This window comes from Rhizobium sp. BK312 (genome assembly GCF_014193605.1).
Taxonomy (GTDB): Bacteria; Pseudomonadota; Alphaproteobacteria; order Rhizobiales; family Rhizobiaceae; genus Rhizobium.
In genome coordinates this window covers 56,639-71,620 of record NZ_JACHZP010000005.1, presented here as the reverse complement: position 1 = coordinate 71,620, position 14,982 = coordinate 56,639, and the positions used below count along the sequence as shown (strand labels likewise).

General features: G+C 61.8%; 14 protein-coding genes. 13 read left to right on the top strand and 1 reads right to left on the bottom strand.

The window, feature by feature from the left end; translation table 11 throughout:
• The 13 genes from FHT85_RS15175 to phnN all read left to right on the top strand — a co-directional run bounded on the left by FHT85_RS15175 (nucleotide 1) and on the right by phnN (nucleotide 11,874).
• Nucleotides 1-1,110 carry a carbon-phosphorus lyase complex subunit PhnI gene (locus FHT85_RS15175; protein ID WP_112338485.1) on the top strand — a complete coding sequence of 370 codons (1,110 nt, stop codon included), beginning with the start codon at nucleotides 1-3 and terminating at the stop codon, nucleotides 1,108-1,110.
• The gene (locus FHT85_RS15170; protein ID WP_112338486.1) at nucleotides 1,107-2,003 is read left to right on the top strand and encodes an alpha-D-ribose 1-methylphosphonate 5-phosphate C-P-lyase PhnJ; all 897 of its coding nucleotides are present in this window, start codon (nucleotides 1,107-1,109) and stop codon (nucleotides 2,001-2,003) included. The genes FHT85_RS15175 and FHT85_RS15170 overlap by 4 nt, the downstream gene beginning before the upstream one ends.
• Nucleotides 2,000-2,776, top strand: coding sequence for a phosphonate C-P lyase system protein PhnK (gene phnK, locus FHT85_RS15165; protein WP_069610919.1), 777 nt, complete (start codon nucleotides 2,000-2,002; stop codon nucleotides 2,774-2,776). Before FHT85_RS15170 ends, phnK begins: the two co-directional genes overlap by 4 nt.
• 9 nt (nucleotides 2,777-2,785) lie before the next feature.
• Entirely contained in the window at nucleotides 2,786-3,493 is a 708-nt protein-coding gene (gene phnL / locus FHT85_RS15160; RefSeq protein WP_112412802.1) for a phosphonate C-P lyase system protein PhnL, read from the top strand.
• The gene (locus FHT85_RS15155; RefSeq protein WP_112338488.1) at nucleotides 3,490-4,107 is read left to right on the top strand and encodes a DapH/DapD/GlmU-related protein; all 618 of its coding nucleotides are present in this window, start codon (nucleotides 3,490-3,492) and stop codon (nucleotides 4,105-4,107) included. Before phnL ends, FHT85_RS15155 begins: the two co-directional genes overlap by 4 nt.
• A 91-nt stretch (nucleotides 4,108-4,198) precedes the next feature.
• Entirely contained in the window at nucleotides 4,199-4,753 is a 555-nt protein-coding gene (locus FHT85_RS15150) for a pyridoxamine 5'-phosphate oxidase family protein (protein WP_112338489.1), read from the top strand.
• Nucleotides 4,754-4,977: 224 nt separating this feature from the next.
• On the top strand, nucleotides 4,978-5,832 hold the full coding sequence (gene phnC, locus FHT85_RS15145; protein ID WP_112412803.1) for a phosphonate ABC transporter ATP-binding protein: 855 nt from the start codon (nucleotides 4,978-4,980) through the stop codon (nucleotides 5,830-5,832).
• A gap of 95 nt (nucleotides 5,833-5,927) precedes the next feature.
• A complete protein-coding gene (gene phnD / locus FHT85_RS15140; protein ID WP_112412804.1) occupies nucleotides 5,928-6,839 on the top strand; it encodes a phosphonate ABC transporter substrate-binding protein in 912 nt (303 codons plus the stop codon).
• A gap of 66 nt (nucleotides 6,840-6,905) precedes the next feature.
• Nucleotides 6,906-7,886, top strand: a complete 981-nt coding sequence (gene phnE / locus FHT85_RS15135) for a phosphonate ABC transporter, permease protein PhnE (protein ID WP_112412805.1) — start codon at nucleotides 6,906-6,908, stop codon at nucleotides 7,884-7,886.
• A gap of 8 nt (nucleotides 7,887-7,894) precedes the next feature.
• Nucleotides 7,895-9,241, top strand: a complete 1,347-nt coding sequence (gene phnE, locus FHT85_RS15130) for a phosphonate ABC transporter, permease protein PhnE (RefSeq protein ID WP_112412806.1) — start codon at nucleotides 7,895-7,897, stop codon at nucleotides 9,239-9,241.
• Between the two features lie 189 nt (nucleotides 9,242-9,430).
• Nucleotides 9,431-10,117: a DUF1045 domain-containing protein gene (locus FHT85_RS15125; protein WP_112412807.1), complete on the top strand. Its 687-nt coding sequence runs from the start codon at nucleotides 9,431-9,433 to the stop codon at nucleotides 10,115-10,117.
• Nucleotides 10,118-10,132: 15 nt separating this feature from the next.
• Nucleotides 10,133-11,272 carry an alpha-D-ribose 1-methylphosphonate 5-triphosphate diphosphatase gene (locus FHT85_RS15120; protein ID WP_112412808.1) on the top strand — a complete coding sequence of 380 codons (1,140 nt, stop codon included), beginning with the start codon at nucleotides 10,133-10,135 and terminating at the stop codon, nucleotides 11,270-11,272.
• Complete coding sequence (phnN, locus tag FHT85_RS15115) at nucleotides 11,269-11,874, top strand: phosphonate metabolism protein/1,5-bisphosphokinase (PRPP-forming) PhnN (protein ID WP_112412809.1); 606 nt, start codon at nucleotides 11,269-11,271, stop codon at nucleotides 11,872-11,874. Before FHT85_RS15120 ends, phnN begins: the two co-directional genes overlap by 4 nt.
• Nucleotides 11,875-11,955: 81 nt before the next feature.
• On the opposite strand, the gene polA is transcribed toward phnN, so the two are convergent.
• A complete protein-coding gene (polA, locus tag FHT85_RS15110) occupies nucleotides 11,956-14,958 on the bottom strand; it encodes a DNA polymerase I (protein WP_112412810.1) in 3,003 nt (1,000 codons plus the stop codon).
• Nucleotides 14,959-14,982 lie beyond the last annotated feature (24 nt).

Here is a 14,982-nt window from a genome sequence, read left to right as displayed (position 1 = left end):
ATGTATGTTGCTGTAAAGGGCGGTGAAGCCGCCATTGCCAATGCGCACCGGCTGCTGGCCGACCGGCGCCGCGGCGACCGCTCGCTGCCGGCCGTTGGCATCGACCAGATCGTGGCGCAGCTCGCACTCGCCGTTGACCGCGTCATGGCCGAAGCCTCGCTCTATGACCGTACGCTGGCCGCACTTGCCGTTCGCCAGGCCCGCGGCGACATGATCGAAGCGATCTTCCTGCTCAGAGCCTACCGCACGACGCTGCCGCGCTTTGGCTACTCCCAGCCGCTTGACACATCAGCAATGAAGATCGAGCGCCGCATCTCCGCGACCTACAAGGACTTGCCCGGCGGCCAGCTTCTCGGCCCGACCTTCGACTATACGCACCGCCTGCTCGACCCGAGCCTTTTGACCGACGAACCTGTCGACGAGCCGATGCAGCGCCCGGCCGAAGACGGCCGCGTCATGCGCGTTTCCGAAATCCTCGATCAGGAAGGGCTGATCGAAGGCGACGGCACCATGCCCGTCGACCACGAGATCGGCGACCTCACGCGCGAGCCGCTGGAATTTCCGATGACCCGCGATCTTCGCCTGCAGGCGCTGGCCCGCGGCGATGAAGGCTTTCTGCTGGCGCTCGGCTATTCGACGCAGCGCGGTTACGGCCGCACCCACCCCTTCACCGGCGAAATCCGCATCGGCGAAGTGGAGGTCGAATTCGACGTACCGGAACTCGGCTTCGCCGTCTCGCTCGGCCGCATCCAGGTGACCGAATGCCAGATGGTCAACCAGTTCAAGGGCTCGGCCAAGGCGCCGCCGCAGTTTACCCGCGGCTACGGCTTGGTCTTCGGCCAGAGCGAACGCAAGGCTATGGCCATGTCGCTGGTCGACCGCGCGCTGCGCGCCGAGGAACTCGGCGAGGATATCGTTGCGCCGGCTCAGGATGAGGAATTCGTCATCTCCCACTCCGACAACGTGCAGGCGACCGGCTTCGTCGAGCATCTGAAGCTACCGCACTATGTCGATTTCCAGGCCGAACTCGACCTGGTACGGCGCATGCGCCGCGACTTCGAGGCCGCTCGCGAAAGCGGCATGGACCCCATGACGGAGGCAGCCGAATGACCGAACTCGCCACCTACAATTTCGCCTATCTCGACGAGCAGACCAAGCGGATGATTCGTCGCGCCATCCTGAAGGCGATCGCCATTCCCGGCTATCAGGTGCCTTTTGCCTCGCGCGAAATGCCGATGCCTTATGGCTGGGGCACCGGCGGTGTGCAACTGACGGCAGCGATCATCGGTCCGCAGGACGTGCTGAAGGTCATCGACCAGGGCGCCGACGACACGACCAATGCGGTCTCCATCCGTGCCTTCTTCCAGAAGGTTGCCAATGTCGCCGTGACCACCCGCACGGACGAGGCGACCATCATCCAGACGCGCCACCGCATCCCGGAGGCCAAGCTGGGGCCGAACCAGGTGCTCGTCTACCAGGTACCGATCCCGGAACCATTACGCTTCCTCGAGCCCCGCGAGACCGAGACGCGTAAGATGCATGCGCTTGAGGAATACGGCCTCATGCACGTGAAGCTCTACGAGGATATCGCCCGCAACGGCCGCATCGCCACGACCTATGCCTATCCGGTCAAGGTCGCCGGCCGCTACGTCATGGACCCATCGCCGACGCCGAAATTCGACAATCCGAAAATGCATCTTTCGGACGCACTGCAGCTGTTCGGCGCCGGCCGCGAAAAGCGCATCTATGCCGTGCCGCCTTACACCGAAGTCGTCAGCCTGGATTTCGAGGATCATCCCTTCGAAGTACAGCGCTTCGACAAGCCCTGCGCGCTTTGCGGGGCCGAGCAGGTCTATCTTGACGAGGTGATCCTCGACGACAAGGGCGGACGCATGTTCGTCTGCTCCGACACCGATTTCTGCGAAGACCGTCGTGCCCACGGCCATGTCGGCTCGATGCTGGCATCCGATGGATTGACTGGTGGCAAGGAGGCTGCCGAATGAGTGACTTACCCCTTCTGAAGGTCAAGGACATCTCGAAGTTCTACGGCAGCCGCATCGGCTGCCGGGACGTGTCCTTCGAGCTGTGGCCCGGCGAAGTGCTCGCCATCGTCGGCGAATCCGGCTCCGGCAAAACGACGCTGCTCAACTGCATCTCGACACGGCTGCTGCCGACGACGGGCAGTGTCGAATACCACATGCGCGACGAGACCTATCGCGACCTGTTCCGCATGAACGAGGCCGAGCGGCGCTTCCTGATGCGCACCGACTGGGGCTTCGTGCACCAGAACCCGGCCGACGGCCTGCGCATGACGGTTTCGGCCGGCGCCAATGTCGGCGAGCGGCTAATGGCGATCGGCAACCGCCACTACGGCAACATCCGCAACACCGCCATCGACTGGCTGGAGCGGGTCGAGATCGACGCCGACCGCATCGACGACCAGCCGCGCGCCTTCTCCGGCGGCATGCGCCAGCGCCTGCAGATCGCCCGCAACCTCGTGACCGGCCCCCGCCTCGTCTTCATGGATGAGCCGACCGGCGGCCTCGACGTGTCCGTGCAGGCCCGCCTGCTCGATCTGGTGCGCGGCCTCGTCAACGATCTCGGCCTTTCGGCCATCATCGTCACGCACGATCTCGCGGTCGCCCGCCTCCTGTCGCATCGCATGATGGTGATGAAGGACGGACAGGTGATCGAACACGGTCTAACCGACCGGGTGCTCGACGATCCGCGCGAACCCTATACGCAACTGCTGGTCTCTTCGATCCTGCAGGTCTGAGGAACAAACATGGCAACCCCACTCGTCGTTTCCGAAGTCTTCAAAAGCTTCACCATGCATCTGCGCGATGGCATTCGCCTGCCGGTCGTTGCCGATGTCTCCTTCTCCGTCGCATCAGGCGAATGCGTCGTGCTCGGCGGTCCGTCCGGCATCGGCAAGAGCTCGCTGCTGAAGATGATCTATGGCAATTATGCCGTCGACAGCGGCCAGATCCTTGTCACTCACCGGGACAGGATCGTCGATCTTGCCACCGCCGACCCGCGCACTGTGCTTGAGGTCCGTCGCCAGAGCATGGGCTATGTCAGCCAGTTCCTGCGCACGGTTCCACGCGTCGCCGCCGTCGATGTCGTTGCCGAGCCGTTGCTGGCGCGCGGCGTGACCGTGGACGAGGCCAGGGCTAGGGCGGCCGAGCTGCTAGCACAACTGAACTTGCCGAAGGAACTTTGGCAGCTGCCGCCCGCCACTTTCTCGGGCGGCGAACAGCAGCGCGTCAACATCGCCCGCGGCTTCATCACCGACCACGCCATTTTGCTGCTGGACGAGCCGACGGCGTCGCTCGATGCCCGCAACCGGGCCGTCGTGGTCGACATGATCGAGCAGAAGAAGGGAGCCGGCGTTGCCCTTCTCGGCATCTTCCATGACGAAGAAGTGCGCGAGGCCGTCGGCAGCCGCGTTCTCGACGTTTCGCAGTTCTCGCCGCGGAAGGCCGCCGCATGAGCCGCAAACTGGGCGAGACGCCCTTCATCAGCCCTTCGGCCAGCGTCAACAACTCGACGCTCGGCCGCTATACCGAAGTCTCCGACCACTGCCGCATCGATGAAGTCGAGATCGGCGACTATTCCTACATCATGCAGGATGGCGCGGTCTGGTGCGCGACGATCGGCAAGTTCGTCAACATTGCCGCCGCCGTGCGCATCAACGCCACCAACCACCCGACATGGCGCGCCACGCTGCACCATTTCACCTACCGCGCCGCCGACTACTGGCCGGATGCCGATATGGAGACGGATTTCTTCACCTGGCGGCGCGACAACCGCGTTGTCATCGGTCACGATGTCTGGATTGGCCACGGCGCGACCGTGCTGCCCGGCGTGACGGTCGGCAATGGTGCCGTCATCGGCGCCGGTGCCGTCGTTTCCAAGGACGTCGCGCCCTACACCATCGTCGGCGGTGTGCCGGCCAAGCTTATTCGCGAGCGTTTCACGCCCGAGGTCGGCGCGCGTATGGACAAGCTCTCATGGTGGGATTGGGATCACGATCGCCTGCGCACGGCGCTTGCGGATTTTCGCGCCCTTTCGGCGGAGGAATTTCTGGATCGCTACGCCGCCTGAGGACGCTTTCCGCCCAAGCCGGGCTTGCAGGAGACCGGCGGCCGCTTCAGCCTCGGGCGATCTGTCTAGCTCGAATTAAGGAGGCCTCTTAATGGCAAAGCAATTTTCCAGCGTTGACGACCGGCTTCGCGATTTCATCGCGCGGCAGCATATCTTCTTCACGGCGTCCGCGACATCGGAATCCCGGGTCAATGTTTCGCCGCGCGAAACGTTATGCCTGCGCATCATCTCCCCGAATACTGCCATTTATCTCGACCGCACCGGCAGCGGCAACGAGACATCGGCCCACATGAAGGCCGACGGGCGGCTGACGATCATGTTCTGCGCCGTCGAAGGGCCGCCGATGATCCTGCGTCTCTACGGCCGCGGGCGGATCATTCACCGATCGACACAGGAATATCGGGAATTGCTGAATGATTACTATGCGGGGGAAGAGCCGCTCGGCGCACGGCAGATCGTACGACTGGACTTCGATCTCGTACAGACTTCCTGCGGTTTCGGCGTGCCGCTCTTTTCCTACGAAGGCGAGAGGCCGAGCCTCGACCAATGGGCGAAAGCTAAGGGTCCTGATGGCATTGAAGAATATCGGCGCGAGAAGAATAGCTTCAGCATGGACGGCCTGCCGACAGGCATGTTTGACGGCTAAACTTAGCGGAAAGCCCTCAGCCGGCTAATCTTGCAAAAACGACGGGAATTGTAACAGCAGTTACATAAAACTGACATCGGAGCTTCATGAAGCGGGACTAATCGGTTGCCTTGTGATTGGCGCCGACCCCGTCGAAACTCCCTTCGAGGCAGGGGCATGCGCCCATTCTTAGCACCGGTACCGCTGAAATTTTTGCAGCCCGGCAGCCGCGAAAGGGAAGCACTATGTTCGAACTCAGGAATGTCTCGCGCCGGTTTGGAAACAAGCTCGCTGTCGATTCCGTGACTTTGGACATACCGCAGGGACAGATGGTCGGCGTCATCGGCCGTTCCGGCGCCGGCAAGTCGACTTTGCTGCGCATGATCAATCGCCTCGCCGATCCGAGTTCCGGTTCCATCCATTTCGCCGGCACCGAGGTTTCGAAGCTCAGCGGCCGTGCGTTGCGCAGCTGGCAGCGCGATTGCGCCATGATCTTCCAGCAGTTCAACCTCGTTCCGCGCCTCGACGTGCTCACCAACGTCATGCTCGGCCGGCTGAACCAGCGTTCGACGGTACTGAGCCTGCTGTCCGTCTTTTCCCGTGAGGAACGCATTGAAGCCATCGCGGCACTCGAGCGTCTCGGCATCGAGCAGACGGCCCTGCAGATGGCCGGCACACTTTCGGGCGGCCAGCAGCAGCGCGTCGCCATCGCCCGCGCCCTTATGCAGCAGCCGAAGATGATGCTGGCCGACGAGCCAATCGCCTCGCTCGATCCCCTCAACGCCAAGATCGTCATGGATGCGCTGCGCGACATCAACGAACGTGAAGGCATCACCGTCATCACAAACCTGCATACGCTGGATACGGCGCGCAACTATTGCGAACGCATCGTCGGCATGGCAGCCGGTAAGGTCGTCTTCGACGGCAAGCCAACCGATCTGACGGCAGCCGCCGTCAAAGAAATCTACGGCACCGATAAGGACGGCGCCGGCATCGACGAGAGCATGACGTCGACATCCATCAATATCGCCGATCAGGCCGCGCAAGCCGCGGCGACTGAATCTGCCGGCCCGCAACCGCTGGCACTGGCCGGTCTCTGAGAGGGACGGCCGGGATCGAAGGCCCGCGTCAAGGGCGCATTTCTTCTATCAGATCGAAGACATCCGGGGACACCGGTTAATCAGGAGACGAACCCATGTTGAAGAAAGCACTTTTTGCCGCTACGGCGCTGGTTGCGCTCGCAGCCGGCGCTGCTGCCAACGCAGCAGACCTCAAGGAATTCCGCATCGGCATTCTCGGCGGCGAAAACGAAGCCGACCGCCTGCGCAATTACGCCTGCCTTTCCGACCACCTGAAGAAGGAATTCGGTTTCGAGAAGGTTTCGCTGTTCCCGGCTGCCGACTATAACGGCGTTATCCAGGGCCTGCTCGGCGGCACGCTCGACTTCGCCGAACTCGGCGCTTCCGGCTATGCAGCCGTCGCCATCAAGGACCCGAAGGCCGTTACCCCGATCCTGACCACGCAGCAGACCGACGGCTCCACCGGCTACTACTCGATCGGCCTCGCCCTCAAGTCTTCCGGCATCAAGACGATCATAGACGCCAAGGGCAAGAAGCTCGGCTACGCCGATCCGGACTCCACCTCGGGCTACCTCGTTCCCCTCACGCAGATTCCGAAGACCACCGGCGTGCCGAACGACAAGTTCTTCGGCTCGACCCAGTTCAACGGCGGCCATGAAAACAACCTGCTCGCCGCCTATGACGGCAAGGTCGACGTCGCTGTCGACGATTCCTCGGGCGTTGGCGATTTCAAGGACGGCTTCACCTCCGGCACCTTCCGCAAGGAAGTCGACAAGGGCGCCGTGGATCCGAACAAGCTCGTCGAAGTATGGCGTTCTCCGCTGATCCCGAACGGCCCGCTCGTCGTTCGCAACGCTCTCGGCACCGAATGGCAGACGAAGCTGACGGACTTCTTCATGAAGCTCCCGACGGCCGACGCCAAGTGCTTCAACGCCATCGAAGGCGGCGACTTCAAGGGCTACGTCAAGGTTACCCCGGACTTCTACAACGCCGTCATCGACGTTCGCAAAGCTGCCATCGGCGGCTGATCCGCATTCCGATAATTGGGCGGCCGGCAACGGCCGCCCTTTTGCTATTCACAGAGGCTTGACTTCATGACGATCGCCGATACGCACCCGAACATGCAGAGCGCGCCACAGAGCGCCAAGGAGATCGGCGACGCCTGGAACAAGATGGTGGCCAAGCGCCGCCTCTACACCGGCATCGGCCTCGTGATCCTGCTCGCCGCCTTCGTCAGCTCGGTGCGCTTCGCCGACGAAAACAACGCCGGACATTTCTTTGATCGCCTGCCGCATCTCTTCGATTTCCTGAGCTGGCTCATTCCAAAGGACTGGTCGGACGTCTATCGCGCGCTCTTCGATCTGCCGAGCCCGAATGGAGCCAATGGCGCCGGCGGCGAGGAGTTCAATTTCCCGCTCGGCCGCGTCTATGTCTGGGGCAATTTCTATATCCCTGAATATTTCGAGCTGATGATCATCACGATCAACGTAGCGCTGGTATCGACCATCATCGGCGTCGTCTTCGCCGTGCCTTTGAGCTTCTTCGCCGCCCGCAACATGTCGCCATCCAATCCGATTCGTCTGGTGACCAAGCGTATCATGGAACTTCTGCGGGCTTTTCCCGAGATCGTCATTGCCGGATTGTTTTCGGCGATCCTGTCGATCGGCCCGATCGCGGCCATCATCGCCGTCGGCCTGCATACAATCGGCGCGCTCGGCAAGCTCTTCTACGAAGTGGTCGAGAACATCGACATGAAACCGGACGAGGGCATGCGCGCCGTCGGCGCGAGCTGGAGCGAGCGCGTGCGCTTTGCCGCCCTGCCGCAAGTGCTGCCGAACTTCATGTCCTACGCGCTGCTGCGTCTGGAGATCAACGTTCGCGCCTCCACCATCATCGGAGCCGTCGGCGGCGGCGGCATCGGCGAGGAGCTCAAACTTGCGATTTCACGCGGCTTTGGCGCCAAGACATTGGCGCTGGTGTTGCTTCTCTTCCTGACGATCATCGCCGTCGATCAGTTTTCTGCATGGCTCCGCCGCCGTCTGGTGGGCGAACATGCCTTCCTTTTGCAGCATTGAGGTTGACCATGTCCATCATCGACGCCAGCCGCATGCAGGAAATCGAAGCGCGCTATCCGGAGGTTCTTCACCGGTCCTTCCGCCAACGCTTCGGTGCGCTGATGATGTTCATCGGCATTGTCCTCTACGGCATTTATGCCGCGTGGTTCTTCGATCTGCCGAAAGTCATTTCGGAAGCACATTGGGAGCGCGTCGGGATCTATCTTAGCGAATGGGTGAGCTATGACGTGCAGCCGGAATTCCGCATCTCCGGCGACAAGATCACCATTAAGTATCCGCGCTTTTCGCCTTTGGGCGACAATCCCAATCCTGACTGGGTCAAGACCAACCCCGATGGCAGCATGACCGTTTCCGTCAGCGGCACGAGCCGCACGGTAACCGTAACCAAAACGCAGGCTATCGTGACTGCGCACGGCATTACGATCCCGATCGATATCGCCGGCGATGCGCCGAAGATCATCGGCTCCGAGCCCGTACCCAGCTGGATGACCGTCTATGACGACAACATCCTGGTCAATCTCGGCTTTGCCGGCGATGCCAGCATTTCCACTGATCGCGTGAAGATCCGCAAGCGCTTTCTTGGCTGGGCCAACTTCGTGTTCGACACGCATTCGCCCTTCTTCGACAAGCCGGCGAGCGAAGTCATCAGCCTCATCGTTTCGGGGCCGCGGCTGGACCCTGCCCAGTCCAACCTCTCACTGGCCTTCGACAATATCTGGAACAATGGCGCGTGGCAGCATGGCGACGTCTGGACCAAGCTGTTCCAGACCATCGTCATGGCGTTCCTCGGAACACTCCTCGGGTCGCTCGTAGCATTTCCGCTCGCCTTCCTGGCGGCCCGCAACATTACCCCGAACCGGCTGCTCAACCAGATACTGAAACGCCTCTTCGACTTCCTGCGCTCGGTGGATATGCTGATCTGGGCGCTGTTCCTGACCCGCGCCTTCGGCCCCGGCCCGCTCGCCGGCAGCGGTGCGATCTTCCTCACCGAGACAGGCACGCTCGGCAAGCTCTATTCCGAGGGGCTTGAGAATATCGACAACAAGCCGCGCGAAGGCGTGAAGTCTACCGGTTCGCCGACCATTCTCGTGCATCGCTACGGGATCATGCCGCAGATCGTTCCGGTCATCGTCAGCCAGACGCTCTACCAGTGGGAATCGAACGTGCGCGGCGCGACCATCATCGGCGCCGTCGGCGCGGGCGGTATCGGGCTCAAACTTTGGGAAGCGATGCGCACCAACGCGAACTGGGAAAACGTCGCCTATATGGTGCTGTTGATCCTGATCGTCGTCTTCCTGTTCGATGCCGCATCCAACGCCTTGCGTTCGCGGCTGATGGGTGCGCGAGCGAAATAAAAAAGATCGGGAAAAAATCATTACGCATCATCATTCTGTCACGGGAATCCGGTAGCGCAGGCCGGCAAGACCGCAGCGGTCAAGCTGGCTTTAGCCGGATTCGGACCGTTGCTGCCTTGCTGCTCTTGCGGTTTGTCGCAAATCACCCAACAGTGTCCCGCGCAGCCGATTTTTCCAAGGAATGCAGCCTTGCGCTATGCTCTCTATTTCACGCCGCCCAAAGAAGATCCGTTGACATCGCTTGCCGCCCGCTGGCTGGGCCGTGATGCATTTTCGAATGAGATTTTTTCCGACAAGGCCATGGCGCCGCTGCCGGAAGGTCATGCCGAACTGACGGCCGATCCGCGCCGCTACGGCTTCCATGCCACGCTGAAGGCGCCGTTCGAGCTAGCCGCTTCGGTGACCGAGCGAGATCTCCTCGATGTCGCCGCCGAATTCGCCTCGCAGACCAAGGCTTTCACCATTCCGGAGCTTGTACTTGGCCAGCTCGGCCATTTCTTCGCGCTCGTGCCCAGCACCGTTTACGAGCCGTTACAGGATTTCGCCTCGCGTGTCGTGAAAACCTTCGAGCCTTTGCGCGCACCGCTTTCGGACCATGACATCGCAAGGCGCAAGCCGGAAGGCTTGACGGAGCCGCAGCGCGCCAATCTGCTGCGCTGGGGCTATCCTTATGTCAATGACGAGTTCCGTTTCCACATGACGCTGACCGGTCGGGTTCCCACGGAGCGTCAACCCGAACTACAGGAAATTCTGCGCCATCGCTTCGCCGAACATACCGGCAAGCCGCTCGATATTTCCGGCCTCGCCGTCTTCGTCGAAGAAGAGCGTGGCGCTCCCTTTACCGTCCGTTCCTGGCTGCCGCTTGCCGGCGCCTAATATGAAAGAGCCGATATGACCAAAGAAACCGTCCTTTCCAACGCCCGCATCGTCCTCGAAGACAAGATCGTCGAAGGTTCCGTGCTGATCCGTGACGGTCGCATTGCCGCCATCTCCGAAGGCAAGTCCGATATCGGCGAGGATTTCGAGGGCGATTATCTGATCCCCGGTCTGGTCGAGCTGCATACCGACCATCTGGAGGCGCATTATTCCCCTCGCCCGGGCGTTCGCTGGAACAAGACGGCGGCGATCCAGGCGCATGATGCGCAGATCGTCACCTCGGGCATTACGACCGTGTTCGACTGCCTGCGCATGGGCTCGGACGAGGACGGCGGTTTCGAAAAAGGCGAGATGCGCGATATGGCCGATGCCATCCAGGCGGCCCAAAACGAAGATCGCCTGCGCGCCGATCACCTGATCCACCTGCGCTGCGAAGTCTCCTCCGACAACGTCCTTGACCACTTCCAGGATTTCGAGAAGGACCCTTACGTCCGTCTGGTTTCGCTGATGGACCATGCGCCGGGCCAGCGCCAGTTCCAGACGATGGATCAGTACATCTTCTACTATCAGAAGAAGCGCGGGCTCAGCGACGAAGCCTTTGCCAAGTTCGTCGCCAAGCGCCAGGAGGAATCGGCCAAATATGCCACGCCGCATCGCGACGCGATCTCCAAGGTCTGCGCCGAACGCGGCATAACGGTTGCCAGCCATGACGACGCGACGCTCGCCCATGTCGACGAAGCCATCAACTACGGCGTTCGCCTGGCGGAGTTCCCGACCAGTATCGATGCCGCCAAGGCTTCCCACGGTGCCGGCATGAGCGTGCTGATGGGCGCGCCCAATATCGTGCGCGGCAAGTCGCATTCGGGCAATATCGCCGCCCGCGACCTCGCCGAACTCGGCGTACTCGATGTACTTTCCTCCGATTACGTGCCGCTCAGCCTGTTGCATGCCCCCTTCATCCTCGCGGACGAAGTCGAGGGTATTTCGCTGCCGCAGGCGATCGCCATGGTGACGGCGACGCCCGCAAGGACCGTTAGCCTGAACGACCGCGGCCGCATCGCAGAGGGCCTGCGCGCTGATCTCGTGCGCGTCCGTCGCGATCATGGCGTTCCGGTTACGCGCTCCGTCTGGCGAGAAGGACGCCGGGTGGCATGAGCGCAAGCGCCAATCTCGAGCCGGCTAATCTCGGCCTGACGGATGCGACAGCGGGCACGCTCGCCGTCGTCGTCGGCCCGAGCGGTGCCGGCAAGGATACGCTGATGAATCTGGCCGCCCAGCATTTCGCCGGCCGGCCGGATGTCCACTTCGTTCGCCGCGTCATCACGCGCGACGGCGATGCTGGTAACGAAGACCACAGAAGCGTCTCCGACGCCGATTTCGATGCGATGGAACAGGCCGGCGCCTTCGCCGTCTCCTGGGAAGCGCACGGCCTGAAATATGGCATTCCGGCCGACGTCTTCGACGAGCTTGCGCAGGGCCATCTGGTGATCGCCAATGGCTCACGCTCGGCGCTGCATCACTTCCAGAGCGCATTTCCACGTCTGAAGGTCATCAACATCACGGCGACACGCGAAGTGCTGGCCGAGCGGTTGATGGCGCGCGGACGCGAGAGCCGCGAAGACGTGCTGAAGCGGCTGGAAAGAAGCTCGCTGACCGTTGAGGGCAGCTACGACGTCGCCGATATCGACAATAGCGGCACGCTCGAAGAGGCCGAGCGCGCCATTATTTCGGTGCTGGAAATGCTGATCGGCAAATAAGAGTATTTAAGCTGCCCAATCTCGCCCTTGGCGGCGAGAAAGCAATTTCACCGACTTAGGAATGCGACACCCGATATAGCCTCAATGCGCCTCATCCCAATTGTGGGCAGCGCGCGCATCGACCTTCAGCGGCACGGCCATGTCGACCGCCGGCATGGCAGCGTTTTCCATGACGGAGACGATGATCGGCGTCGTGCGCTCGACATCGGCATCCTCGACTTCGAAGATCAGTTCGTCATGCACCTGCAGGAGCATGCGCACACGATCGCCGAGCCCGGCCGCAGCCAGAGCCGGCTCCATCTTGATCATCGCGCGGCGGATGACGTCGGCGGCCGATCCCTGGATAGGGGCATTGATCGAGGCGCGTTCGTTGAAGGCGCGGACGGAGGGGTTGGACGAACGGATTTCCGGGAAATGGATGCGGCGGCCGAAGATGGTCTCGACATAGCCCTTGTCGCGCGCCGCCTGCTTGGCGCCTTCCATGTAATCGCGGATGCCGGGGAAGCGCTCGAAATACCTCTTGATATAGTCGCCTGCTTCCGAGCGCTCGATCGAGAGCTGGTTGGCGAGACCGAAGGCGGAGATGCCGTAGATGATGCCGAAGTTGATCGCCTTGGCGCGGCGGCGCACCTCACTTGGCATGCCATCTACCGGCACGCCGAACATTTCGGATGCGGTCATCGCGTGAATGTCGATGCCGTCCTCGAAGGCCTGCTTGAGCTGCGGGATATCGGCGACATGCGCCAGAACGCGCAACTCGATCTGGCTGTAGTCGGCGGAGACGAGCTTGTGGCCCGGCGTCGAAATGAAGGCGGTGCGGATCTTGCGGCCTTCCGCCGTGCGCACCGGAATATTCTGCAGGTTGGGCTCGGAGGAGGAGAGGCGCCCGGTCGTGGTCGAGGCCAGCGAATAGGAGGTGTGGACGCGCTTCGTCTCGGGATGGACATAGCTCGGCAACGCATCCGTATAGGTGGATTTCAGCTTGGTGAGCTGGCGCCAGTCGACGATCTTGCGCGGCAACTCGAAGCCGGCCGCCGCCAGGTCCTCCAGCACCTGTGCCGAGGTCGACCATTGCCCCGTCTTGGTCTTGCTGCCACCGGCCAACCCCATCTTGCCGAAAAGGATATCGCCGAGCTGCTTCGGCGAGCCGATATTGAAGCGCTCGCCGGCCAGATTGTAGATCTCGTCTTCCAAGGCGGCGGCACCCTGCGCCAGCTCGCCGGAAAGGCGGGAAAGGATCTGCCGGTCGATGGTAATGCCGCGCTCCTCCATATGGGCAAGCACTGGCACGAGCGGCCTTTCCAACCGTTCGTAGACGACTGAAAGTTTTTCTGCCGCAAGTCGTGGTTTCAGCACCAGCCAGAGGCGCAGCGTCACGTCGGCGTCTTCAGCGGCATAGGCGGTCGCGCGGTCGATATCGACGAGATCGAAGGTGACGTTGGACTTGCCGCTACCAGCGACGTCCTTGTAGGCGATCGGCTTGTGGCCGAGCCAGCGCTCGGAGAGGCTGTCCATGCCATGCGTGGCATTGGCGCCGCCATCGAGCACATAGGACAGCAGCATCGTGTCGTCGAAGGACCGCGTCTCGATGCCGTAGCGCTTCATCAGCAGGTAATCGTATTTGAGGTTCTGCGCGATCTTGAGGATGGAGGCATCCTCCAGCAGATCCTTCAATCTCGGCAGCGCATCACGCAACGGGATCTGATTGTCGGCCAGGCCGCCGCCCAACAGATCGCCGATACCGGTCTTGTGAGCGAGCGGCACATAGGCGGCACGGATGGAAGAACCCGAGGGATCGTTGCGGTTGTCGGCGATCGCCAACGAGAAGCCGACGATCTCGGCCTGCATGGCATCGAGTGAGGTCGTTTCCGTATCGAAAGCGACGATACCGGTTTCGCGCGCATCCGCGATCCAACGGTCGAGCGTGGCGATATCGCGGATGGTCACATATTTCGAATGGTCGATCGGCGCGCTCGCAAAACTTGCGGCGCGCGCCTTGGCGAGATCCTCGGGCTCTGTGGTGCCATCCAAAGCCAGACGCGCCTTGGCCGACGGCGCTGGAACCGATGCCCCTTCGGCCTCGACAACGCTGCCGGCAACAAGATCGACATTTTCGCCAACATCGAGATCGGGACCATGAGCGCCCTCGCCCCATTCGATCTTGACGACGGCGGGCTCGATTGCAGCCGCATCGCAGTCGCAGGCCTCCGCGACGCGCCGCGTCAGGGTCGTGAATTCCATGGTCTTCAGGAAGCCGATCAGCTTCGGGCCGTCCTGCGGCTCCAGCACCAGCGCGTCAAGCGCAAGTTCCAGCGGTACATCCGTCCTCAGCGTCACCAACTGGCGCGAAATGCGGGCAAGTTCGGCATTGGCGATGATGTTTTCGCGGCGCTTCTGCTGCTTGATCTCGTCGGCGCGGGCAAGCAGCGTATCAAGATCGCCGAACTCCTCCAGAAGCTGCGCCGCCGTCTTCGGGCCGATGCCGGGAATGCCGGGGACGTTGTCGACCGAGTCGCCGGTCATGGCTTGCAGATCGATCATCTTGTCCGGCGATACACCCCACTTCTCGACCACGTCGGGAATGCCGATCTGCTTGTCCTTCATGCTGTCATACATGTGGACCATGGGGGTGACGAGCTGCATCAGATCCTTGTCGGACGAGATGATCGTCACATCGGCGCCAGCCGCCTCCGCCTGTCGGGCATAGGTCGCAATGATGTCGTCTGCCTCGAAGCCGTCAGTCTCGATGCAAGGCAGGTTGAAGGCGCGAGTCGCCTCGCGGATGAGGCCGAACTGCGGGATCAGCTCCTCCGGCGGCGCCGAGCGATTAGCCTTGTATTCCGGGAAGATATCCTTGCGGAAGGTCTTCGAGGAATAGTCGAAGATCACGGCAAAATGCGTCGGCGTCACACCCACGGAGGTATCGCGCGCCGAAGTCAGCAGCTTCCACAGCATGTTGCAGAAACCGGAGACGGCACCGACCGGCAATCCGTCGGACTTGCGCGTCAGCGGCGGCAAAGCATGAAAGGCCCGGAAAATGAAACCGGAGCCGTCGACGAGGAAGAGATGATCACCTTTTTTCATGGAAGCATGGATAGCGTGACGCAC

Bases quoted from the DNA above. Each gene is read 5' to 3' on its own strand.
- FHT85_RS15170 (WP_112338486.1), top strand. From the start codon at position 1,107: ATGACCGAACTCGCCACCTACAATTTCGCCTATCTCGACGAGCAGACC.
- phnC (WP_112412803.1), top strand. From the start codon at position 4,978: ATGTTCGAACTCAGGAATGTCTCGCGCCGGTTTGGAAACAAGCTCGCT.
- FHT85_RS15120 (WP_112412808.1), top strand. From the start codon at position 10,133: ATGACCAAAGAAACCGTCCTTTCCAACGCCCGCATCGTCCTCGAAGAC.
- phnD (WP_112412804.1), top strand. From the start codon at position 5,928: ATGTTGAAGAAAGCACTTTTTGCCGCTACGGCGCTGGTTGCGCTCGCA.
- phnE (WP_112412806.1), top strand. From the start codon at position 7,895: ATGTCCATCATCGACGCCAGCCGCATGCAGGAAATCGAAGCGCGCTAT.
- FHT85_RS15175 (WP_112338485.1), top strand. From the start codon at position 1: ATGTATGTTGCTGTAAAGGGCGGTGAAGCCGCCATTGCCAATGCGCAC.
- phnE (WP_112412805.1), top strand. From the start codon at position 6,906: ATGACGATCGCCGATACGCACCCGAACATGCAGAGCGCGCCACAGAGC.
- phnN (WP_112412809.1), top strand. From the start codon at position 11,269: ATGAGCGCAAGCGCCAATCTCGAGCCGGCTAATCTCGGCCTGACGGAT.
- phnL (WP_112412802.1), top strand. From the start codon at position 2,786: ATGGCAACCCCACTCGTCGTTTCCGAAGTCTTCAAAAGCTTCACCATG.
- phnK (WP_069610919.1), top strand. From the start codon at position 2,000: ATGAGTGACTTACCCCTTCTGAAGGTCAAGGACATCTCGAAGTTCTAC.
- polA (WP_112412810.1), bottom strand. From the start codon at position 14,958: ATGAAAAAAGGTGATCATCTCTTCCTCGTCGACGGCTCCGGTTTCATT.
- FHT85_RS15155 (WP_112338488.1), top strand. From the start codon at position 3,490: ATGAGCCGCAAACTGGGCGAGACGCCCTTCATCAGCCCTTCGGCCAGC.
- FHT85_RS15150 (WP_112338489.1), top strand. From the start codon at position 4,199: ATGGCAAAGCAATTTTCCAGCGTTGACGACCGGCTTCGCGATTTCATC.